This window comes from Viridibacillus sp. FSL E2-0187 (assembly GCF_038006425.1).
In the GTDB taxonomy this organism is placed as follows: Bacteria; Bacillota; Bacilli; order Bacillales_A; family Planococcaceae; genus Viridibacillus; species Viridibacillus arvi.
In genome coordinates this window covers 1,333,593-1,357,052 of the sequence record NZ_JBBOVG010000001.1, presented here as the reverse complement: position 1 = coordinate 1,357,052, position 23,460 = coordinate 1,333,593, and the positions used below count along the sequence as shown (strand labels likewise).

General features: G+C 33.0%; 22 protein-coding genes and 1 other annotated feature. Of the genes, 6 read left to right on the top strand and 16 right to left on the bottom strand.

Annotated elements, in window-relative coordinates:
* Positions 1 to 121 precede the first annotated feature (121 nt).
* The 5 genes from MHH85_RS06445 to MHH85_RS06425 all read right to left on the bottom strand — a co-directional run bounded on the left by MHH85_RS06445 (position 122) and on the right by MHH85_RS06425 (position 4,673).
* Entirely contained in the window at positions 122 to 1,033 is a 912-nt protein-coding gene (locus MHH85_RS06445; protein WP_340706344.1) for a GNAT family N-acetyltransferase, read from the bottom strand.
* A gap of 101 nt (positions 1,034 to 1,134) precedes the next feature.
* Positions 1,135 to 1,428: a CD3324 family protein gene (locus tag MHH85_RS06440; RefSeq protein ID WP_193740120.1), complete on the bottom strand. Its 294-nt coding sequence runs from the start codon at positions 1,426 to 1,428 to the stop codon at positions 1,135 to 1,137.
* A 207-nt stretch (positions 1,429 to 1,635) separates the two neighbouring features.
* The gene (locus MHH85_RS06435; RefSeq protein ID WP_340706343.1) at positions 1,636 to 2,511 is read right to left on the bottom strand and encodes a helix-turn-helix domain-containing protein; all 876 of its coding nucleotides are present in this window, start codon (positions 2,509 to 2,511) and stop codon (positions 1,636 to 1,638) included.
* A 187-nt stretch (positions 2,512 to 2,698) separates the two neighbouring features.
* Positions 2,699 to 3,895 carry an MFS transporter gene (locus tag MHH85_RS06430; protein ID WP_340706342.1) on the bottom strand — a complete coding sequence of 399 codons (1,197 nt, stop codon included), beginning with the start codon at positions 3,893 to 3,895 and terminating at the stop codon, positions 2,699 to 2,701.
* 61 nt (positions 3,896 to 3,956) lie between these two features.
* Positions 3,957 to 4,222, bottom strand: a binding site (T-box leader).
* Between the two features lie 106 nt (positions 4,223 to 4,328).
* The gene (locus tag MHH85_RS06425; RefSeq protein ID WP_340706341.1) at positions 4,329 to 4,673 is read right to left on the bottom strand and encodes a hypothetical protein; all 345 of its coding nucleotides are present in this window, start codon (positions 4,671 to 4,673) and stop codon (positions 4,329 to 4,331) included.
* Between the two features lie 261 nt (positions 4,674 to 4,934).
* Here MHH85_RS06425 and MHH85_RS06420 point away from each other — a divergent pair, with 261 nt between their 5' ends.
* Positions 4,935 to 6,599, top strand: coding sequence for a ribonuclease J (locus MHH85_RS06420; protein ID WP_193740123.1), 1,665 nt, complete (start codon positions 4,935 to 4,937; stop codon positions 6,597 to 6,599).
* Between the two features lie 194 nt (positions 6,600 to 6,793).
* Here MHH85_RS06420 and MHH85_RS06415 read toward each other — a convergent pair whose 3' ends face one another.
* Together MHH85_RS06415 and MHH85_RS06410 are read right to left on the bottom strand one after the other, a co-directional pair.
* Positions 6,794 to 7,414 carry a class I SAM-dependent methyltransferase gene (locus tag MHH85_RS06415; protein WP_340706340.1) on the bottom strand — a complete coding sequence of 207 codons (621 nt, stop codon included), beginning with the start codon at positions 7,412 to 7,414 and terminating at the stop codon, positions 6,794 to 6,796.
* Positions 7,415 to 7,530: 116 nt separating this feature from the next.
* Positions 7,531 to 7,953, bottom strand: a complete 423-nt coding sequence (locus tag MHH85_RS06410; protein WP_340706339.1) for a DUF4181 domain-containing protein — start codon at positions 7,951 to 7,953, stop codon at positions 7,531 to 7,533.
* A 343-nt stretch (positions 7,954 to 8,296) separates the two neighbouring features.
* Between MHH85_RS06410 and MHH85_RS06405 the strand changes: the two genes are divergently transcribed.
* A complete protein-coding gene (locus MHH85_RS06405) occupies positions 8,297 to 10,813 on the top strand; it encodes a LuxR C-terminal-related transcriptional regulator (protein WP_340706338.1) in 2,517 nt (838 codons plus the stop codon).
* Between the two features lie 95 nt (positions 10,814 to 10,908).
* Here the strand turns inward: MHH85_RS06405 and MHH85_RS06400 are convergent, their stop codons facing one another.
* From MHH85_RS06400 to MHH85_RS06380, 5 genes are all read right to left on the bottom strand, one after another.
* Positions 10,909 to 11,763, bottom strand: a complete 855-nt coding sequence (locus tag MHH85_RS06400; protein WP_340706337.1) for a hypothetical protein — start codon at positions 11,761 to 11,763, stop codon at positions 10,909 to 10,911.
* A gap of 60 nt (positions 11,764 to 11,823) precedes the next feature.
* Positions 11,824 to 12,936, bottom strand: coding sequence for a hypothetical protein (locus tag MHH85_RS06395; protein WP_340706336.1), 1,113 nt, complete (start codon positions 12,934 to 12,936; stop codon positions 11,824 to 11,826).
* A gap of 345 nt (positions 12,937 to 13,281) precedes the next feature.
* Positions 13,282 to 13,719, bottom strand: coding sequence for a HEAT repeat domain-containing protein (locus MHH85_RS06390; RefSeq protein WP_193740129.1), 438 nt, complete (start codon positions 13,717 to 13,719; stop codon positions 13,282 to 13,284).
* Between the two features lie 528 nt (positions 13,720 to 14,247).
* The gene (locus MHH85_RS06385; protein ID WP_340706335.1) at positions 14,248 to 15,243 is read right to left on the bottom strand and encodes a serine hydrolase domain-containing protein; all 996 of its coding nucleotides are present in this window, start codon (positions 15,241 to 15,243) and stop codon (positions 14,248 to 14,250) included.
* A gap of 47 nt (positions 15,244 to 15,290) precedes the next feature.
* Entirely contained in the window at positions 15,291 to 15,737 is a 447-nt protein-coding gene (locus MHH85_RS06380; RefSeq protein ID WP_340706334.1) for a GNAT family N-acetyltransferase, read from the bottom strand.
* A 294-nt stretch (positions 15,738 to 16,031) separates the two neighbouring features.
* Here MHH85_RS06380 and MHH85_RS06375 point away from each other — a divergent pair, with 294 nt between their 5' ends.
* Together MHH85_RS06375 and MHH85_RS06370 are read left to right on the top strand one after the other, a co-directional pair.
* Entirely contained in the window at positions 16,032 to 16,799 is a 768-nt protein-coding gene (locus tag MHH85_RS06375; protein ID WP_340706333.1) for an ABC transporter ATP-binding protein, read from the top strand.
* The gene (locus tag MHH85_RS06370) at positions 16,786 to 18,717 is read left to right on the top strand and encodes an ABC transporter permease (RefSeq protein WP_340706332.1); all 1,932 of its coding nucleotides are present in this window, start codon (positions 16,786 to 16,788) and stop codon (positions 18,715 to 18,717) included. Before MHH85_RS06375 ends, MHH85_RS06370 begins: the two co-directional genes overlap by 14 nt.
* 172 nt (positions 18,718 to 18,889) lie before the next feature.
* Here the strand turns inward: MHH85_RS06370 and MHH85_RS06365 are convergent, their stop codons facing one another.
* Both MHH85_RS06365 and MHH85_RS06360 read right to left on the bottom strand, forming a co-directional pair.
* The gene (locus MHH85_RS06365) at positions 18,890 to 19,906 is read right to left on the bottom strand and encodes a sensor histidine kinase (protein ID WP_340706331.1); all 1,017 of its coding nucleotides are present in this window, start codon (positions 19,904 to 19,906) and stop codon (positions 18,890 to 18,892) included.
* Entirely contained in the window at positions 19,903 to 20,586 is a 684-nt protein-coding gene (locus MHH85_RS06360) for a response regulator transcription factor (protein WP_193740135.1), read from the bottom strand. Before MHH85_RS06360 ends, MHH85_RS06365 begins: the two co-directional genes overlap by 4 nt.
* A 387-nt stretch (positions 20,587 to 20,973) precedes the next feature.
* Between MHH85_RS06360 and MHH85_RS06355 the strand changes: the two genes are divergently transcribed.
* A complete protein-coding gene (locus tag MHH85_RS06355; RefSeq protein ID WP_340706330.1) occupies positions 20,974 to 21,432 on the top strand; it encodes a hypothetical protein in 459 nt (152 codons plus the stop codon).
* 25 nt (positions 21,433 to 21,457) lie between these two features.
* On the opposite strand, the gene MHH85_RS06350 is transcribed toward MHH85_RS06355, so the two are convergent.
* Both MHH85_RS06350 and MHH85_RS06345 read right to left on the bottom strand, forming a co-directional pair.
* The gene (locus MHH85_RS06350) at positions 21,458 to 21,934 is read right to left on the bottom strand and encodes a hypothetical protein (RefSeq protein ID WP_340706329.1); all 477 of its coding nucleotides are present in this window, start codon (positions 21,932 to 21,934) and stop codon (positions 21,458 to 21,460) included.
* 328 nt (positions 21,935 to 22,262) lie between these two features.
* Complete coding sequence (locus MHH85_RS06345; protein WP_340706328.1) at positions 22,263 to 22,535, bottom strand: hypothetical protein; 273 nt, start codon at positions 22,533 to 22,535, stop codon at positions 22,263 to 22,265.
* 198 nt (positions 22,536 to 22,733) lie between these two features.
* Between MHH85_RS06345 and MHH85_RS06340 the strand changes: the two genes are divergently transcribed.
* Positions 22,734 to 23,441 carry a 4'-phosphopantetheinyl transferase family protein gene (locus MHH85_RS06340; RefSeq protein WP_340706327.1) on the top strand — a complete coding sequence of 236 codons (708 nt, stop codon included), beginning with the start codon at positions 22,734 to 22,736 and terminating at the stop codon, positions 23,439 to 23,441.
* Positions 23,442 to 23,460 lie beyond the last annotated feature (19 nt).

Here is a 23,460-nt window from a genome sequence, read left to right as displayed (position 1 = left end):
GAGTTAAATCAAGGGCTGAGTAGATCAAATCATTGCTCCAGTAGGTTAAATGCTTCTTCGAGTAGGTTAAATCACCCTCTGAATGAGTTAAATCAAAGACTGAGTAGATCAAATCATTTTTTCATGTATGAGATAACATTGGGAACATCAGCTTGTTATATTTAAATAGTTCTTCTTTATCCCCCTTTACCATAAGTGTTGAATCCTCTTCTTTAAAAAGATTTACTTCATAATTTTCGCTGTTGATTGGCATAAATTTCAGTATTGCACTCTTTGTCTGTTCTGTTGCCAAGGCATTTAGAACATCTTCAATTTCTATTTTTTCTGTTGCCAAAATATCATATAAAATCAGTGTGTCTTCTTCGTACTCTGCTACAGCAATTGCGTTTAAGTCTTGTATATAGAAAAGATTTTCCTTAAAACTGAACAGTTCAAAGTAGTTACAATAGAACATGACTAACCCAGCGTTATCCTGCATTGAAAGTGCAAATTGTGCTTCAGCATTCTTTGCTGTTTCATAAAGCAGATTAAGATCACTCACATTATCGATGTCCATTTTTCGGACAGAATAAGGACTTTCGATTTTCGAGATTTTTGTAGAAGCTTGATATTCATCAACAGGTTCAAATCCAAACTTAGGGTAAAAATCAAGAACACTATCATTAGCGAAAAGATAGAACATATCACATTTATCTTTCCACTCCTCTAAAACCGTTTCCATTAGTACTCGGCTTAGTCCTCGGTTGCGGTATTGTACATCTGTCATTACTGTACCAAACTGAACAAATCGTTTTTTCTTTCCTAAGACGATAAAATCAATGACACTGACTGTAATATGAGAAACCATTTTATCGTTGTCTAACAGTGAATACAAAATACAATTCTCTTTCCAATAACCACTTTTATACCACTTTTCAAAATCGAAATTATAAGTTTGTTGTGTTAGCAAATTAAAACTGTTTCGTAGATCATTATCATCCTGGTAACGGGAAATCAATTTATAGTTTTTGCCGTTAATTATTACGTTTTTCATTAACATTTCCTCCTGATCTCTATCTAAATAAAGTATAACTTAACTACATAACTGGAAAATACCTCATCCTTTTTTCATAAAAGAAAATAAGCCAATGTAGTTTATAACCACATTGACTTATTATTTGCTTTCTTTTCTTTTAGTATGATTCTTTGGATACTTTTTGATGATAAATAATATTTTCCCGCTAAAGTAGTTGTATCTATTCCCGATAAGAAATCGTTGTAAATATTAGAATTCCTTAAATCCAATTCTCTCCTTGTAGCAGTACCTGATCCCCAAGACTTTTTATTTTCTTCTCTTTTTGGGATATAAATATATTCACCATCGACATATTTCTGTATTAACTCTACTAACTCTGCTGGCAGAAGATTATTTGCTCTTTTATAGCTCATTTTTGCACTCCTAAATTTTAATAGTTCTTTTAGGAATAGCAAAGGCTATTATTTTGTTTATAATATTTTGCAATAGCCTTTACTATGCAAAATTAATAGTACCTCTTCTCATAAAATACAGCCCTCCTTACATTGTAATACTTACATTACTATTTCAAGTATATGTCATATCATACCACATTTTACAGTGGAAAATGTGGATATATACTACTCACTAAAATCCAAATTACTCGGTTGTTTTGGCAAATGCTCCTGTGTAAGCATATTTGTCGTAGCTACTTTTTCATTTACTTCTTCAAAACGAAATCCATCAGCCCATACTTTCCCCTTCCCAATAAGTAACACACCAAAGTGAATAGAAGTACTTTCTTCTGGAACATCTAGAATAATTGAATAATGATTCCAATCTGTTGTGCCTTGAATGGAGCGGTTATCCATATTATCAAATTGAATAGTATCGCCAGAAGTGTTATCAATCCGAAGCCACGCACCGCATTTTAACACGTTTTCTGTTTTTATATAACATGAAAGCTTTAGACGTTTCCCTTTATAATCATTTGCTTGGAAACCTTGCATGATTGTGGCAAACTGCTGTGCGTTTGCTTCCCCTTTTGCAAAAAGTAAACCTGATTTTGTTCCTGTGTGAAATACATCTCCGTCTACTACAAAATCATATAATTCTGGATTTGTTCCACTTAAACTCCACCCTTTAATTTTTTCGCTTGTATTCATTTTTTTCTCCTCCATCATTCGTATAGCTTGCATAAGCTTTCGATATTTCCCTGGTGGCAAAGAGTAAACATCTTTAAATGCTCTTGTAAACGCCTCTTGAGATTGAAATTGTAATAGGAAAGCAATCGATAAAATTGATTCATCTGAGTGCAATAGTATTTTTGCAGCCATAGCAGTCCTACGTAAACGGATATATTCACCAATTGATTTCCCTGTTTCTTGTTTGAAAATCCGGAGTAAATGATATTTCGAATATCCGATAACTGATGGGAAAGTATCAAGTTGAATCTCTTCCGTCAGATTACTTTCAATATAAGAAATTGTTTTTTGCGTTACTTCGCTGTAATACATCTTGCTCACCTCAAAATCATCATACCGAATATAGAAAATATTTTTTTGATAAATCTTGCTAAAGTTTACTAACCGTATGTTTATTAATTCTTCAGCAAAATTGTACAGTACTTAATAATCGTTAAATTGTTTTTAACTATTTTATTATTCCGTTACTCCTAAATTCGATAAAAATATTATCTTTCCTTTAAATTTCCTTTTGACTATTCGGTGTTTTCAAAACGTTATACAATATCCCAAGACTAATCCCCAGTAGAAGGATAGAACCAATAATTACTGTGAATTGAAGCGATATTAATTGTGCTCCAATCCCAAAAATAATCGTTAACAAGATAATACCAATTGACTCAAAAACACTAAATATGCTGATGAATCTGCCCATTATTTCATTGGGAATTTCTTCTTGGATGAATGTTAGAAATCCTGTGTTTGCAAATGAAAATGCAAAAGTTAATAGAAAGAAACCGATAGCTGCAGCAGTAAATTGATGGGAAGTTGCATAAATGATATAGCCGACTGCTGTAAAGAGAGCACCACCACTCATCAAATGCCCTAGTCGTAGATTTTTACTGAATATCGTATTCAAAATGGCTCCAAGTACAATGCCCAGCCCAGCAATACTGACAAGAAACCCATATTCACTATTACTTAAGCCTAGAACATTCTTGGCAAAAGCCGCTTCCAATGAATCAATTGCTGACATTAACAATGTAACACCGCTAAATAACAAATAGATGACTGTTAGAAATTTTGCAGATTTGGTGAAATGATAAATTCTGGCCCAATCCTTTTTTATAACATGAAAAGATACTTTTTCAATCACTTCTCGTTGTCTCTCCATTCTTGGCAAAAAGAATAGTAATGTTGCCGAACTAAATAAAGCGAAAGCATTTATTTTAATTGCCATTTCAGGCGTGCCAATCATAAATAGAATTCCGGCTATAGATGGCCCCAATAAAAATCCACAAGATTGCACGAAATTTTTCAGCGCGTTAAAGCGTTGACGGTTCGTTTCTGGTACCATCTTAGTCATATAAACCAAAGATGTTGGTGTGAATACCGCATTCGCCATGTATATAAAGAATGAAACCACATAAATGACTAATAATGATGAGCTAAATGCTAAAAGAAGTACACATCCCCCTCGGAAAATGTCCAAGAAGATCATCAGTCTCTTTTGATTTAGTCGATCAATCCAACTACCAGCCCAAAAACTCATTATTATATTGGCAATTGGTGACAAAACATACAATATACTCACAGCAAATGGTGAATGCGTTAACTCTATAACAATTAGATTTAAAGCAATGAAATATACCCATTCACCCAAATTTGAAATTGCAATACTGCTTAACAGAAGTGCACCATTTTTCCGATTCCCCATACGATTCATTCTCCTTTTTTATAAAATTGCATAAAAAAAATCCCACCCCCAAGACAGCTGTCTTGGGGACGAGATTGAGAATTCTTAATCGTGGTGCCACCCCAGTTTGCCATTATGTCACCATAATAGCCTTTTTCAGTACGACAATAATCAAACTATTGTTTATACCGTATCTCTATAACGGGAGCTCCCGTCACATCATCATTCAAAAGAAATCCTATGTGCTACTCCGAGACTTGTTTCAATAATTAGTTCTTGCTCGCTTTCACCTATCCGAGCTCTCTGATAAAGAACAACCTTATTTACTCTTCTCTTCAATGTATTTGGATGAGTTTAGCATATTTGGTCTATTAGAGTCAATATTCTTTATTCTCCTTATAAACCTATTCGAGAAAACTTCGAAACGATTGTGCATTGAAAAGATTTCATAAGTTTATTTCGACACTTTTAAGATACTAATAAAATTTGGTGCAAGAACGAGATGTATATAATCGTCACCTTTTTTGTAAATAATACTATGCCCATCGATTCCCGCTTCTCTCCACCCATTCTTTTTTATGATTAAGCAGTAACTAAGCGGAACCTCCGTACCTGTTGATGGTTCCCATATATAATTTTTAGCTTTCTCATTTTCACTTTCTAATGTAGCATTATTAGGAACAGGGAGATCATAGAATTCCCGTAATTCATAATATTTCTTATCTACATTCGCATAATAAAAAACACCTATTCCTACTAAAAGAGCAAAAACAACTATTAATGGTACTAATCGTTTCATAGCATGACCCCCTATATTTAAACTGTCCTATCCCTCATTGTTTTTCTATTATGATAGATTTCCATTCTACAAATATTCACAAATACCTTGTTTTATGTCCTGCTAGTTCACAGGTAAAATCATTTTTAAATCTTATAATACTTCTGTATTAAGTACTTTCGTATAGAACAATGACTCAAAAGCAATACTGAAGTATGAAGTCAAAACAGCCTATATTGCATCGCAATGAGAAAAAGAATAATCGACTAGGAGGACATTATATTGACTCTAAGTAATAAAACATTATCTATTTTCGCCTTAGGTGGTATCAATGAAATAGGTAAAAATATGTATGTTATACAATACGCAGATGATATTGTAATCGTCGATTGTGGAGCAAAATTTCCTGATGAAAGCTTATTAGGAATTGATCTTATCGTCCCTGATATCGATTATTTACAAGAAAATAAGGAAAAAATCAGGGCTTTAGTAGTAACACATGGGCATGAGGATCACATTGGGGGAATTCCATTCTTCTTGCAAAAACTAAATGTTCCTATTTATGCTACTCGATTTACACTAGGACTAATTGAATTAAAATTAAAGGAACATAAACTATTTAGGACTACAGAATTAGTACAAATCAACTCAGATTCAAAGTTGGAATTTGGTGATATTGCAGTAAGCTTTTTTAGAACAAGCCATAGTATTCCCGATTGTTTAGGCATTGTCTTTGACACACCTGAAGGTAAGGTTGTTCATACCGGGGACTTTAAATTCGATTTAACACCAATGAATGATCAATATTCAGATATTCATAAAATGAGTGAAATTGGTACACAGGGGGTACTACTCCTCATTTCCGAGAGTACAAATGCAGAACGCCCTGGCTCTACACCTTCTGAACAATTGGTAGGTGAGCATATTGAAGCAGCCTTTATGAAAGCTAAACGTAAGATTATTATTTCAACCTTTGCTTCAAATGTAAATCGTATTCAGCAAATAGTCCATGCAACCTTAAAAACCAATCGAAAGCTTGCACTGCTTGGTCGTAGTATGGTGAATGTCGTATCCGTTGCTGTAGAACGCGGATATTTAGATTTACCAGATGGCTTGCTAATTGAGGCACGAGACGTAAAGTATTTACCACCTGAAGATGTAGTGATTTTATGTACAGGGAGTCAAGGAGAGCCACTTGCGGTCCTTTCTCGTTTATCCACTTCGAATCACCGAGAAGTAAAAGTATTACCTGATGATACGGTTATTTTTGCAGCCTCTCCTATTCCGGGAAATGAAAAAGATGTATCGCGGATAGTCGATAGCTTCTTTCAAATGGGAGCCAAAGTTATTTATGGATCCGCTAGTAAAACGGGAATGCACGTATCGGGACACGGTTATCAAGAGGACCTAAAACTTATGTTAACATTAATGAAACCTAAATATTTTATTCCCATTCACGGTGAATATAGAATGTTATACCTACATCGCCTTTTAGCTGAATCCGTTGGAATAGATAAAGACAATACCTTCATCATTAAAAACGGAGATGTTGTCGATATTGAAAACTCACTAGCTCGTCAAACTAGAAAAGTCCCTGCTGGAGATACTTACGTAGATGGCATCGGCATTGGCGAAGTTGAGGACATCGTTTTGCGAGATCGAAAACAGCTATCTGAAGATGGCATGCTCGTCATTGTTGTAACTATTATTAAAACAGAAGGCAAACTCGTTTCTGAACCTAACACCATTTCCCGCGGATTTGTTTACGCAAAAGATTCCGAAGAGCTTATAAGTAATGTAAATGACATTGTTAAAACAACAGTTAATGAATCTTTAGATGGTAGTATTAATAAAATGAAGAAAAAGATTAAAAAATCAGTTGGCCAGTATATAAATGCCGAGACAAAAAGAAAGCCGATGATTTTGCCGGTTATTATTGAGGTTTAGGTGGAAAGTGCTTTTCAATAGGATTTATCTCGACAAGAGAGAGTTCGCAGAATCATCGCTCATAAATGTTTAGCTACTAACGTTTATGGGCTTTTTATTTTGTACTAGCTTGTTTTGCGAATAAAAAGAGAGAACTTTGTATTGATAAAGTTCTCTACCTTTTTTAACTAAAGCCTTCCGCTAGTTGAAGAACATTAATAAATTTTAGCAATTATTATCTTCCTATACATTCCATTCATCATAATTGGTGTATCTTCTTCTATTTTTAAATGTTTATTATTTTTTTGAATTAATTCTTCAAAGCTTCTCCCAATATCAGTTCCTAATGCGCTAATAATTGGTCTTAATAGTAATTTTGGTAATGAGAGCTTTTTATTTTTAGGAGCAAATTTATCAAAAATAATTACTTTTCCTTTGTGCTTTAAAACTCTCGAGATTTCTTGAAAACATTTATTAGCATCTGGTACAACTGAAAGTATTAAACTTGCTACTACATAGTCGAAAGTTTCGTCCTCAAAAATCATATTTTGAGCATCCATTTCTAAAAATTTCATCCTAGAACCTTTGAATTTTGTTTTTGCCTTTCCAAGCATATCCGGTGAATAATCAATTGCAGTTATGTCTAAGTCAGAGTAATTGATTAGCTCTAAATCAGCACCTGTCCCTACACCAACAAACAAGATTTTTTGTTTGCTATCGAATGGTATCGATTGAAATATTTGTTTTCGAGCATTTAAAAAGCTACCTGAATTAAAAAACTTATCATAAATTGGCGATCCGATTTTATAAATAAATTTGTTCCAAGAATTATTCAAACCCCTACACTCCCAGTTCAATCTTAATTCTATCAATCAATAACATACTTAAATCAAAACAACTTCCATATTTAAACTCTCAGCTTTAATGTTGTTAATGAAAACGACTCTTTTGCTTAATTAAGTAAATTAAAGAAATGTGTTTTTAAAATAATCATAACTAATACAATGATTAGTACCATTTCAGCAACCGTTACAATATATGTGTTTGGATTCGTTGCATATTTCCATTCCATTACAGACCTTACCGATTCAGATAAGAAAATAAACATTAATAAGAAATAAACCCACATGTCAAAATACCAATCAATATTATGTACGTCTGAATAAGTCATATAATAAGAAATCGTAATGAATATTAAAGTAAATGTAATTCGAATCGACCAATCTATTTTCTTATGTAAGTCATTAACATGATTGTATGAAAACCATTTCTTTCTCTCAACTTTTAATATTTTTCTCATAAAATAGCCGGACATTAAAATAATCCCAGTAAACATTAGCAATAATACTACTATTTTAAGTGTTTCATTATCCATAGTTTCCTCCTGTGTCTAAAGTCTTCTCGTTAGTAGAACAAATAGGTATATTTCTTAATACATTTCAACAAAAATGTTCAAAACCCTTTTATATACTAAACTAACAAGTCTTTTTACAAGGCAGTCCTTTATTCCCACCTATATTTCTTCTTGACTGAGTTTATATAGTTCTAATATTACATTTCCACTATTATCATGGAAATAATGTGGAAATTTATAGCGTTTTAGAAGTAAACAGTATAAGCTTAAAATAGCTTGTCATTCTAAATCAGAAATGTATTAATTAGGAAAACACCACTGATTCTATTATATAGAATACATCCATTTATAAGGAGTAGAGGAAATGCAAATGGTTTTGTTAAGGTCTAAAACAACGATGCCACAAGCCTTAAATTCAGCTATTGAAAGAGAAAGACTATTTGATTTACTTGGATACGACCGTACAAAAAAAATAACATTTGTTCGTTCACCTGCTGGGTATGGAAAAACAACCATTCTAAGTCAATGGTTTAGCCAATTTGATAAGCCTGTTGCGTGGTTATCTATTGAAGTGGCAGATAATGATCCTATTCGTTTTTGGAAATATGTCATACATTCAGTAACAGAAATAACGAAAAACAACATAGATTTAGAACTAGCCTCCCTTTTCGCTTCACAGGAGCCTTCAGCTTTCGAGTTTTTAATAGATTCTTTTTTAAATGAAATGAGCTTAGTAAAGCAAACCATATCTATTGTGCTAGATGATTATCATTTAATTGAGAATGCTACAATTCATAAAATGATGGTTCAATTTATCGAATATTTGCCTAGTAATGTACAAATTTATATAACTAGCCGAGCAGATGTACCGCTTCCAATGGCTAAATGGCGTGCTAAGTCCTGGTTGAGAGAAATAGGCATGGAACAACTACGATTTACATATGAAGAAATACAACAATTCTATGAGAAGAAAAATTGCTTGTATACAGACGTTTCAATGTTGCAGCATGTTTTGAAAAAGACAGAAGGCTGGGTCACAGGGATTCAATTAACTGAACTTTCGCTGAATTCATCTACGATAAATGATTTTAATATAGATGCCTTGAATGGTGCCCATCCATATATAGCTGATTTCTTATTGCAGGATATTCTAGCTGCACTTTCTCCATCTATACAAGATTTTCTTATTCGAACTTCTATCTTAAAATCATTAGATCCCCTTGTTTGCAATGCACTGACAAACCGTTCAGACAGTTTGTCGATTCTATCTGAGCTTGAAAAAAAGGGACTTTTTATTGTACGTTTAAATTCCACTCCTCCTGTTTATCGATATCATCATTTGTTTGCCGAAGCTCTACAAATTGAACTAAAAAATCGCTATTCAGAAGAATTGGTAGCATCTATAATTACTGAGACTGCCACCCTATTACAGGATAAGGGTGATACAATTTCTGCAATTGAATTGGCAATAAGTAAGCAGGACTATGAGCTTGCAGTATCATGGATAACTACCTATCTTGTTGATATTTTCACATCAGGTCAAACTTCTACTTTTATAGGTTGGGTAAAAACATTACGTATGAATCATTATCCTATTCCTTATGAAATGCTTGTTATGGATGTTATTGCCCTTATTTCTACTCTTAAATTTGAAGAAGCGGTTGAGATAATGACTGAATTAGAGCAGAAACAGGTTACAGAAAAATGGATGGATCTTGAAGAAAATTTAGGCGTAGCCAGTATTTATGAGACAGTAAAAGCTTATGCCATATTTGGAATGGGCGGGGACATTGAACAAGCTACAGAAATTGTTCAAAGACAATTGGAGAAAGGTCGCGTAGGCTCTAGATGGGACAACATCCCTATGCAATACAATACATTTGAACATAAAATCCTACGTACGAGTATAGGTTCCAAAGGGAAATTCTGGCCATTCGAAAAATCCTACCCTCTTGTCAAATTATTTCGAGAAACTGAGTTTAAAGACGATAATATGACTGCATATAGTTATGGTTCATCTGCCGAGTCATTATATGAAAAAGGCTTTATAGACGCAGCATCGAGTGAGTTGAAAATTGCAATTCAATATGGTCATAAATTTCGAGATCCTGGTTTGTTCATACCTATGTACTTACTAAAAGCGCAAATATATATTAAAAATAACAATTTTATAGCAGCACATGCTTTTTTAAAAAATTCTATGGAAACAGTAAAGGAAAAACATTGGATTAAAACATTGCGAACCAAAATCGCACATTGTTATTTACTTGAAGGAAATCTATTACAAGCTGAGCAAGAACTAATAATGTCGAGATCAAGACAACCATTTTGGTTATTAGTAAATGCTCGATTACTAATGGCAAAATCACAGGCATCGGATGCATTATCGTCAATAATGCAAGTCAAAACGAAAGCTCTACAGGAAATGCAAATTTCAACAATTATAGAGGCCACTGTACTTGAGGCTATTTGCGAGAAAGCACTGGGTAATGATGATAGTGCAATGATGGCATTACACGAAGCATTATTACAAGGAGCACCTTATGAATATGTCCGAACTTTTTTAGATGAAAAAGCGAGTATTCCTTTGTTGAAAGCCTATCTAAAAATGCGTAAAACGAAAAACGACCCTAGTTGGAATACAGTACCCCTAACCTATGTAACTAGGTTGTTGCATGATATCCAGAGTGAAGATAGCGCATTGGACTCCCTTACACCACGGGAACAAGAAGTGTTTTCATTACTTGCAGATGGAGCGACAAATCGTGAAATTGCGGATCGCCTTTTTCTTACTGAAGGCACTGTACGAGTATACTTAACAACAATCTACAGTAAATTGGGCGTTAATTCCAGAGCAAAGGCTATTCTACTTAAACAGTAGTGAAAGCCGATAAAATTATTACAAGGCTAGCAAATCACTTGAGGTTGCTAGCTTTTTGATGATAAATTGCCCGTTTTTCGCGTTTTATTAACGCTTCATCTAACAAACTTTAGAAGCGTATCTTTCCTAATAATATTGTTTTTAAATCTCCTACTCACTATGTTTCCCATATCTCTATTGTTTTTTTCTACAAGGAATGTGACAAACATATTCAAATCTTCTATTTTTCTAATCAATTTTGCTATAAGCAACATTCCTCCAAGTCTTGTAGTTGCTGATTTTCTTACGTAGATATTTTTACAAAGTAACATATTATTAGCAACTTTTTCACAAATAATCCATCCAGCTAAGTCTTCATTGTCATATAAAGCAAAACTATATTCTGAATCAATAAAATTCGAACCATTTAGAGGAGAGAATTTTGGTGGAAACCAAGGATCATTATTTAAAATAATTTGATTGATATTATCTTCTTGCGTGGCAGACCAATGTACAATTTTTAGATTATCTAATCGATTAAAGAGAGATGTCCAATCTTTGTCTTGTATTCTTTGTGTTTTGGCAACATATTTATGGGTAATTGCAGACATTGTGCTCCATGCTCTTTGTAAAAGTATTTTTTGAACCTCTTCCACTGATTGATTAATGGTTAACGTCAAATCAGTTGTATAAAATCCCCCTACTTCTAAAAGCTCTTCTACTTTGTCCAGTAACAATTCTATAATATCTACTTCATTATTTTCGGCATTTACTACAAAGTGAAAGATGCTCGCAAATTTTGAGCTAGTATCTAAATTCACCAATAATAGACCAACTGGTTCAGTATGAGAAATGGCCCCTATACCCAAAATATCATTTCCGGATTTTTCTAGTTGTTCAAAATGTGCAGGTAGTAGCAGCTTTTTAAAACTATAAACATTAGTGTGATTTACTTCTAAAACTTCAAACATATACCTTCACCTCTTCAACTAAAAAATTTCAAAATTACATAGACTTGTCACAGATGGATTTCAAACTAATTCGTATGAATCAGTGACAGCATTGTACAAGAAACTATTTGTGTTCTCTGAGCGGTAATTCTGACTAGTAGCATTCTTTATATCAGGTACAGTTTTTACCTCAATACTATTCGAAGAGACAGTTTGAGTACCGTTTGTAGCTTCAATAAAGTAGTAATATACAGGAATAGCTCTACTAGGAAATACGTTATCAACATATGTTTGAATACCCGCAGAAATGTTAGAGGCAATTATTATTGCATTAGTAAAACTATTTACTGTATTACGTTTGACTGTGTATGTTAAGGTGCTATCAGATATACTATCCGTCCAAGTAATAGTATTAATAACTCCCTTTCTATAACCGTTTACATCCTGTGAACTCCCCTTCACCTCAATCACAGGATTTATCAATTTTTTGTTAAGAGGTGTTTTTATTCCATTACCTGTTAAAGTTTGCACACCATTTTCTACTGTGATTATTTGACCATCTGGTGTATTAATGGTGCCAGTTTCCATTTTCGATCCGTTATACCAATCACCTAAAAATTGTATAATTCCTTTATTCAATTTCTCACCGTCATATAGACTGCACTCAAATAAAGTTAGGCCTGTGTTTAATTCCGCACCATTATATAGTTTATCTTCGAATACGTATAAATCGGTATTTAACACACCATCTACAAATAATTCCCCAGTGGTTTTTCTTATTCCAGTTAACGTCAAACCTTCTTGATACCATTTCTTATTTGCTCCTAAACCGTACCAACCAGAAGCGATCTTACCTTTTTTGTAGAATTTTCCTGTGATTTTATTTATCCCAGTTAGTGGCTTGCCATCTTCGTAACATTTTTCACTATTTCTTGACCTGTACCAGTCAAATAGTTTAGCCGAAACTTTATAATAAGCACCTGGATTTAATCCATCTGGTACTTTAGCGTCTTTATTAAATTTTTTTCTAAAAGCTGTTTCAAATATTGCGGTAAATTTTAAGATTAAATTACTTTTGTATCTTGGAGTATTTGTATCTTCCATAGCATTATCTGAAATAACAATCATGCTTGTTATTAAATTTGTTTCAAATGAAGCAAGAGGTTTAACAACATTCAAGTCATTTTTTCTCATTTTGCCACTCCTCTTTTTATTATCATTGTTCAAATACAATCTGCTAATTCTTATTATAAAGAAATGCATTTTTTACACTATTGAGGAATGTTAATATTAACAAAGGTTTATTTTAGTGAAGGGATCATCAGATTATAGAAAGTCATATTTATAAATAGGCTGATGGAGTATTTATAGGGCTTTAGAGGTTTGTTTAGAAACAACTCTTGATGGAGTAATTTGCAGAAAACATAAAAATAAAGGCGACATGGCTAGAATTGAACGCCATGTCGCCTTATTGTATGAAATTTTAGTTGCGTTAGTTTTTCAGCGTACTAAGCAACTAGTTGGTTATAAATAAAGAAATTATTTATTTAAGCTTGTCCATTTTTGTTCAAGCCATGTTTTGAATTCTTTACCTTTATGACCTTCGTATGCATCGTATACATCTAAGCGCATACGTTCAAGTTTTCCAGCGAAGTCTTCAAATGTGTGATTAGCTGGTAAGCTTTTCTTCACACGGATTAAGATTTTATCAGTACCTTTGATAATATCAAATTTTTGTACTTTAGGTGGCTCTACATTTTCACCAAATGCAATTAGTGCTTTGTAAGCAGCCTCTTGTACTTTGTATACTGTATCATTTTCCATACGGTTTTTAAGAAGATCGATTACTTTAGGGTGTTTACAAGTGCTTAACTCATTTACTGCTGAAAGACGATCTCTCCAGCTAGACGTGTAATTCGCTTCTTTTTTTAGTTCTGCATAGTCTTCTGGTAATTCTGTTTCAAACTTTTTACTCAAGTTATGTCAAACTCCTTTAAAATTATAATTGAGATGATTCAAGCTTTCTTCGACAATTGGTCTGTGGAATATCAATTCTTCTCTATCTTACCATTATATACGAAATCGACGGCTAGCTCTTACTTATTAGAACTTTAATTTTAAAAATAGTTATTTTATCACTAAATAAGAATACAATCACGTCCTGAGTGAGTCAAATTCTGACAAGAATTGATCAGATTAAGTTCTTATAGGTTCGAATCGGTTAAATCATTGCTCGAGTAGGTTAAATTTCCCTCTGAGTGCATCAAATGAAGAGTCGAATAGATCAAAACTTGTTACTGTGACTTCGAATAGGTTAAATGCTTCATCGAGTAGGTTAAATGCTCTCCCCAGTAGGTTAAATCATCCTCTGAGTGCATCAAATGGAGCGCTGAATAGATCAAATCAGAAAAATCTTAATACTAGGTTCTAGATTTTCTACACTAAAATAGCTACTATCAAGAAATTACGACTTTTCTTGATAGTAGCTATTTAGTCAACATGTCACTATTGCAAACATTCCATTACACAATTCCCAAAACTACGAACGTCCTTTAAGTAATCATATCCAACTGGTGAACCGAAGTTATTAAAAGCACGTACCGCAACAATTTCATGCTTTGGAATAACTAATAAAGTAACATTTGTATAGCCGAGAATTTGATAAGCATCTTTAGATACCTCTTCACCTATTTCTGTTCGATCACATGAGGCTCCTTGTACAAACCAAAAGAAACCATTCCTTGGATAGTCCAAAGGTAAAGTATTTGGGCTTTGAACAGCTGTACAGTACTCAAATATCTCTAGAGGTATCAATTGTTTGCCATCCACTTTTCCTTTAGATAAATGTAGTGCACCCCATCTAGCTAAATCTCTAACAGAAGCATACATATTCATCTTGCTGCCATCTACATTGTTACTTGTATACCAATGTGGATCGTTTTCTTTTCTTATCACTTCAACATGCCGTGAATCTAGTTCACCATACCAACCGATTTCTGTCAGACCTAATGGAGCTAACACTTCAGTTTCAATAATATTAGCAATCGTTCTACCTGACTCTTTCTTGATGATTTCAGACAATAAATCTACACCAATATTTCGATAAGCCCAACTTCCCCCTGCCGGAAACTCTTTTTCAATTTCTCCATTTACTAGTCTTAATCCATGAGTATGAGTGATTAAATGGCGAATGCTAACTCCTTCTAATATTCCACTATCCATTTCAGGAAAAACTGGAGCAACCTCTTGCTCAAGTGATTGAATTACCCCCTCTCGGATTAAGTAAGCTGCAGCAAAACCAATAAATGTTTTTCGAACTGAAGCTAGATGAAATAATGTGTCCTCTTGCATAGCTCTTGCTCCAGATGCTTTACTTTGAAAACCAGTGTAAGACTCTGCAACAACTTGGCCTTCTTTCATAACCATTAAGGCTGCACCAGAAGCATCTACTTGATGAAAAGTGTTCATAACGTTCTCCCAAACTGGTGTAAATTGATTCATTCATGAACTCCTCCCAGACTCTCTATGAACTACTTAGAACTATTTAATCAAAGCTTCAAACAATACAATTCCTCGTTTTCAACAATGCGGCCCGTATTCTCAAACCCTAATTTTTCATAGATACTCTTTCCACGCTCATTGTTTGGTTCAGTAGATAAATAGATTTCGTTGCATCCTTCTAGTTTCTTCATCTCTTCTACTACAAGTAAAATAGCTTTAGGACCATAACCATTTCCTTGAAACTTTCGATCAATCATTATTCTGCATAACTCAAAAAAGTTCTGCTCTTCGGAGAAACCATACATTGTAAAACCTATTAATTGGCCATCCATTTCAATTGCCTTTGTAATCCATGTTTTTTCGAATTGAGCTTGCACAATTGATAATGCATTTGATGCGACGAATTCTTCGCATAATGTTGGCATATTCTCTTTATTTGTCGTTAAAAAAACAACATTCAGCCAATTTGATTTATCTATTTCTATTAGCTTCATATTTTCCCCGCCTTTATATGTAAGTTGAATTATTTATTATTTATTACTTATTTTTTAAAATTATAGAAGTATTAAACCCACAAATAACACCATTAATTTCAACATACACCTATTTTTAACTCCGCTTTATAATTATTATATAAATACGTACCCACACAAAGTCAATCTATAAAAACACTTCTATTGTGACAAAAATGTAAGTTACAGGAACTACTTGTTTGGAAAATCGATGGAGAAACCTTAGATTTCAACGTATTGTTAAAGTACAAACTAACTCTTGAAAGGAGTTTTAATATGGATGCCATTTTAAAAGGAAATTCAATACATAAAGTTTTCGGAGCAAAAAACAACATATATACTGCTCTTCACCATGTAGATTTAACGATTAACAAAGGGGAATTCGTTGGCATTATGGGAACATCCGGAGCTGGTAAAACTACACTGCTGAATATCCTTTCAACAATTGATAAACCAACGTCAGGTAGTATTGTCATTGGGGGTGAATCAGTAGACTCAATGAAGGAGAAGGATTTAGCTAAATTCCGAAGAAAGCATTTGGGTTTTATCTTTCAAGACTATAATTTGCTTGATTCCTTAACGATACAAGAAAACATTCTACTCCCACTCTCTCTAGCTAATTGGCCAGCTCAGAAGATGGAAGTTAAAGTACTAGAAATTGCTAACATACTTGGTATTGAAAGTATCTTAAACTCTTACCCTTACCAAGTTTCTGGGGGACAAAAACAACGGGCAGCTGTTGCAAGAGCAATTATTACAAATCCTAGTATAGTGTTAGCAGACGAGCCTACTGGAGCTTTAGACTCTAAATCATCAACAGATCTTCTTAATACATTCGGCGTATTGAACAAAAATTACGGTTCGACTATCTTAATGGTCACACATGATGCTTTTGCTGCTAGTTATTGTAACCGAGTATTATTTATGAAAGATGGACGCCTTTTCACAGAAATTGTACGTGGAAACAAAGACAGAAAAGAATTCCTTAACCTATTATTAAATACGCTTTCTACAATAGGGGGTGGGACCTATGAACATGTTTAATATTGTAAAGAAGAATATTAAGTACAATTTCTATCAATACTTTCTTTATCTCGCATCTATGACACTAAGTATTACGATTTATTTTACTTTTTTATCACTACAATACAATAACCAAATTATCCTGGCTCTCACAGATACAGATAAACTTCAATCAGCTTTTGGGGCTTCTTCTATTCTTTTGCTACTATTTGTAGCCATCTTCATCTGGTATTCGAATAATTTCTTTGTTAAAAGACGTAAGAAAGATATTGGTTTATATTCATTACTAGGCGTCGAGAAAAAACAAATTGGTAGAATGTTATTTTATGAGAACTTTATAATGGGTATACTTGCTCTTTTCATTGGGCTGGCAATCGGGGAATTATTCTCTGTTTTCTTCAGTATGATCTTAGTAAAATTAATGGGCTTTTCTATTGCTATTACATTTACTTTTAATTCAAGAGCAATCATACAGACTTTACTTGTATTCAGTGTAATAATTTTTCTTACGTCATTACAAGGTTACTTTATTATTTATCGTTTTAAACTAATCGAACTATTTCATGCAACTAAAAAAGGCGAGAAAATAAATAAGCCTTCTTTGGTATTAGCCCTGCTTGCCATTGCAATGGTTGGAGGTAGCTACTGGTTACTACTACAATCTCCAGAATCAAGCAATTGGGGTCTGCACTTTAATCGTACTATTATCATCTTAATTATTTCCATGATTATTGGTTCGTTTTTGTTATTTCATTCTTTAAGTGCATTTTTCTTCGTGCTATTACAGAAGAATAAGTCATTTTATTTTAAGTGGTCTAATCTATTAACTTTTACACAGTTAACTAATCGATTAAAGAGCAATGCCTTTATGTTCACTATTATATCTATACTGAATGCTGGCACACTGATTGCTTTTGGATTTGCTTATAGTATTTATTACAATACACTTGATACAATGAAGAATTTTGTTCCATATAGTTATCAATATGAAAGTACAACTTCTGATATAGATGCAAAAATCCGTGAATTGATTAACAAAGAAGACAATCATTCCTTGGTCTTTGAGTATGACTTGGAGTATACAATGGTAAAAGGCGATGTTTCAGAGCTCTCAAAAGTTCCTGGAGGTTATTTCTACTTTGATGAATCATTTGCTGTTATTTCAAATGAAACTTATAATCAGCTTGCCGAGAAATTAGACTTAGATACAATTGCACCTCTAAAGAAAACGGAAGCTCTAACAATTATCAACAATTTCATTGGTTCACAAGACCAACAGGAAAATGTAAACAAATCAATTTCCTTGCATTCATCAACAGATGATTTAAAAATAAAGATTGCTGATAACAAATCGGTATCGTTGTTAAATGACCCTGTTCAACCGTTCATTATCGTTGTTAATGACTCAGTATACAGTCAATTTAGAGATGAGAATCCGCCTACTACTGTACATACTTTGAAAGTAACAAACGAAGTTAAATCTGCTGCACTGACAAAGAAAATCATGAACGTACTTCCTAGTGAAGCACAATTCATCAGTTTTTCAGATAGCTATCAAGAAGCACAATCTGTCTACGGATTACTGATCTTTATTAGTGGATTTTTGGGATTAGTGTTCCTTGCAGCTTCGGGTAGTATGATTTACTTTAAAATGCTGACAGAAGTAACTGACGATAAAGTAAGGTATACAACATTAAAGAAGCTTGGTGTTCAAAAAAGCGAAATAATGCGCGTTATTGCTAAACAATATTCGGTTGTCTTTCTACTACCTTTAATCGTAGGTATTACTCATAGTTGTATGATTTTAACTGCTATCTCAAATTTAATGGATATCAACTTCATCATACCTGTAATCATTTGCATCGTATCTTATACAATTCTTTATATTTCATACTATGTATTAACTATTATTTCTTGTAACAAAATAGTAAACACATAAAGAGGACACCAAAAGCGTACTAATGTTGATAATAAGACCGTTGATTTCCGCTACGGTGGACGCTTTCCGCGGGCGATCGCCACCTTCGCTCCGATCAACTACACATGTTATAAAAACGAATCTTACAAAATGAGAAGCAGGTAAAAATAAGGTGACTGCCTCTCATTTTGTTTTATGTTATTGCATAGTAATCATGCAGTTTTGGAAAATGTATAGTAACAACAGTAAAGAGGTTCTTTTCTGAAGTGATAGTGATTGAATGTCCTAATTTATTCGCTAACCTCTTTGCTAGATATAGACCCATGCCTGTTGAATTCCCATGACTTCTTCCATTCATCCCCGTGAAGCCTTTATCAAAAACTCTCTGGATGTCGGCCTGATCTATTCCTATCCCATTGTCCTCAATGATCAATCTTCTTTCTATATCATCTTCTTCTGTAGAAATATTAACTTCCCCCTGAGGCGAAGTATACTTCAAAGCATTAGATAGAATTTGTGCCAAAATATAGACTAGCCATTTTTGGTCAGTTAGTACCTCTGTAGACTCTACTTCCAACTTAAGTTTTATCTTTTTCCGAATAAATATCTTGGCATTCTGTTTAATAATTAATCGAATTACTACGCCTAAATCTACAGGAACAATAAAATAATCTTGATTGAAATCATCCGCTCGAATGAAGTAAAGTGCCTGCTCAACGTATCCTTCTATCGTATCTACTTCTTCCTCAATACTATTCAATACTGGATTTTTCTTCTCATTCTCAATAATTAACCGGCTTACCGAGATTGGGGTTTTAATTTCATGGAACCATGATGTCATATAATCCATCGTTTCTTTTTTATCGTTTAAAATACTTGTGACTTTTTGCTGATGCTGTTGATCGACTTGTTTTAATATTTGTTGAAACAACTGTTGCTCCAATGTTTTAGGAGTCTGCAGCTCTTCTTGAATTAAATAACCATCTCTACAGCTACTCTTCAATGCAATAAAGTGTTTTTTGATAAAGTAATATTCTATAAATATGTACAAGAAAATGAAAGAAGTTGAGATTAGGTAAAGGTAAAGTAAATCATTTATTGGCATAGAGAGTTTTGGATTGATATAAATCATCACTGTGATAAACGACATAATTATAATGTAGGTTATAATTAACCGCCTTTTAAATAATAAATGCTGCCAAACGCTCATATAAGCATATACCCTTGCCCTTTCTTCGTTTGGATATAATCTTCCACTCCCATATCCGTTAGCTTACGACGCAAACGATTTATATTAACTGTTAAAGTATTATCATCAATAAAACTCTCATCTTCCCATAAAGCACGCATAAGCGTATCACGGCTAATTATTTCTTGTTTATTTTCAAAGAGAACAGTCAATATTTTAAATTCATTTTTTGTAAGCTCACTCTCCTTCTCACCAAACATAACCGTTGAATTCTTCAAATTTAATGTCAATTCATTATGTTTGAGCACATTTAAACTAGGAGAAAGATATGTATACGTTCTACGGACTATCGCATTAATCTTCGTCACAAGTATGTCCATTGAGAATGGCTTCTGAATAAAATCATCCCCGCCCATATTAATAGCCATCATAATATCCATCTTCTCATTACGAGAAGACACAAATATAATTGGTACATTAGAATACTTCCTAATTTTCTCACACCAATAAAATCCATCGTAATAAGGTAAATTAATATCCAACAACACTAAATGAGGTTTCACTGACAAGTATTCTTCTTCTACTTTTTGAAAATCCTTGACCGAAAATACATCATATCCCCATTTGATTAAGTTTTCTTCAATCATTTGAGCAATCTTCTGTTCATCTTCGACAATCATAATGTTAAATTTGTCATCCATCTTTCATTACTCCTACCAATTAATTGATTTTTATCCACTCTATGCAATTATTATAACCATTACTCTAGAAGATTTGAACCAACATAAAGCTAATTTAATATTATCTTCCAGGATCATCATTCTAACTACAATCCCTTTACTGTTCTCAGATAAAGGATTTGCTCCAAGAATTTCATTTAATTAATAAATTGTTTCTTCAAGTGTATTCATGGTCATGAATAACATCTCGGAGCATATGTTAATATACTTTCCATAATGGGTTATCCATTTTAACCGTATGTAATGAAAGATTTATTTGCTTTTCAATACAATTAATAGGAAAATATTATTATAAAAGAATATATTTAGTCACTCTGAGAATATCAAACTTTTAAGGAGGAGTTGAAGGTGAAACGCTTTTCAAGATATTTCATTTCGTTAATAATTGTAGGTGTTATGATTTACCTTGGACTTAGTTATAAATTGCATTTAGAAAAGGAAGCTTCCACAACATTTATTATTCTTCCCTTGATAAGGTTCTCTTTCGCATTCCCTATTATTATTGGCATATTACTTCGTTTACCTAAATTTATTATTGAAATTAAAGAAAAGAAACAATGGACTTTTGATTGGATAAAGATTGTGGTCATTGCTATGCCAGCATTATTTATAGCCTTGTCACCTTTCTTAACTTATACGTTTATAGGGGAATACTTTTACTTTGCGAATGAATTAATTGTTTCGCAAAGTACATTATTGATCACTATTGGCGGAATTATTTTCGGCTATGTATTATTAGATAGTTTAATAAAAGACCATGAAGTAAAAACTGATTCGTTAGTGAATAAAGAAAAGGCCATTCTTTAATGAATGGTCTTTTTTTATCTGGTTACTACAACTCACTGAATATTAGACGGATTACTTCCTCTAATTCTAATCGTAATATAATGATTTCGTTATTTTTTATATTGAGGACTTTTAATCTTTTGGTACTTGATTGGGGAAGTTCAAATTCTATCCCTTCAGTATCTTTTATGAAAAAGAAAGTATGTCCATTGGCGTATTGCTGTTCATTTAATAACTCCCAAATATCATCATTGTATGAACTAGCACTTACATCGTATAGTGTAAAATAATTATTCTGAGCTTTTATATGTAAATGAGATAGAATTTTCCTTTTAGGTAAATTGGAAGTTTGTATCAAAATTTTATAGTCTTGAGATAGTAATTTCTTAATCTTACCTCTACAATCAAGCTCAGAAATTTCACTAATTTGAACAGGAATTACCTCTGTTAAAATTGGTAATGAAAATTCATTTTCATATGTATCATCCATTTTTTCTATCATTGGTTTTGAATATAAACTCATGATGTTCCTCCCTCGTGTCAATAGTACTTAATCTTAACTTCTGAATCGTTTTCTTTTAGATAATGTAAAAGTACATTAATGATAGACTAGCTCCAACATGTTTTTTATATGATAGATTCTTTTATATAATCTAGCAATGTTGGCTCTGCTCAAAAGAAAGTTATTAAGTCTTGAAAAACAAACGTCAATAATCAGTGGTATTCGATCGATTATCCGATTTATACGGCATACCTACATAGATTTCTTGTTCTACTTACCTGTATGCAATTGATGCTTGGTTACCGAATAACATAAAGGAGCGACCTTAAACGATAGTCGCTCCTTCATGTTATCTTCTTCTATTTTTTGCCTTAGTAGCTTTCCTAATTCTCTTTGTTTCTCGCAAATTATCAAACATATATTTTAGTCTTTCTTTTTCCCGACTCTCGGCTTTCAACTCAGCATGTCTTGCTTCTCTTTCAAGCTTTAGATAGCTTTGTAATCTTTTATTTGAAAGCTCTCCATTTGTAATGACCTGCTGTAAGGCACAGCCTGGTTCACTCTTATGCTGGCAATCATTACAGCTTGATACTACTAAATGATATTGAATGATATAATACACTTAATTCCTTTATTTTCATAAAATCATGGAATACTTCCAAACCATTATATCCCCAAAAAAGCTGATTTAAACAAAACATTTAATCAATTTGAGAAAAGAATAAATCAACTTTTCAAACACTTCTTTATAAATCCTGTTAGTGAGAGCCTGGATGATTGAACAGTTTTTACAAAATATCAAGAAACGAGGAAATAAATTTTGAAAATTTATGCAGTGAATATCGAAGGTATTGAAGAAAACATTTTTAATTATTATAAATATAATAATATAATTTCGAAATATACTCTGTCGAAAGCTAAAAAATTTAATAATTTTAAGGACACCGTCCGGACAGTAGTAGGAGAATTACTGATACGGTATCTTCTAGACAAACATTACGATTTAAATGGTCTTACGGCTACTATACTCCGAAACCACTATGGTAAGCCTTATTTAGAAGATGAATCTATTAATTTCCATTTTAACATTTCCCACTCTGGAGGTTGGGTTGTCTGTATCATCGATAACAAGCCAGTTGGAATAGATATTGAAATGACCTGTGAGATAGATGTTAAAAGTATAGTATCACTGTTTCATCCTTTTGAAATTAATAAGATAAACGAAGCACTAGACACTCTGGACTATTTTTATAATGTTTGGACGGTAAAAGAAAGTGTCTTGAAGCTCACCGGAAAGGGCCTTAGTATTCCTTTGAAAAGTTATTATGTCGACTTCCTAGAAGATGGACCTCTTATTAATTGTGAAGGAAGCTTCCCGTATGATTCGAATTTACATGTAAAAATGTACTATTTCACTGAACTTTATAAGCTTTCTATTTGTAGTCTGAATAAAAATTTTCCATCTAGTGTATTAAAAATAAATGTTCAAGATATTTTGAACTACTTTAAAGGAGAAAAGGAAGGGTGAGCCACATTTTTTCTGCCAC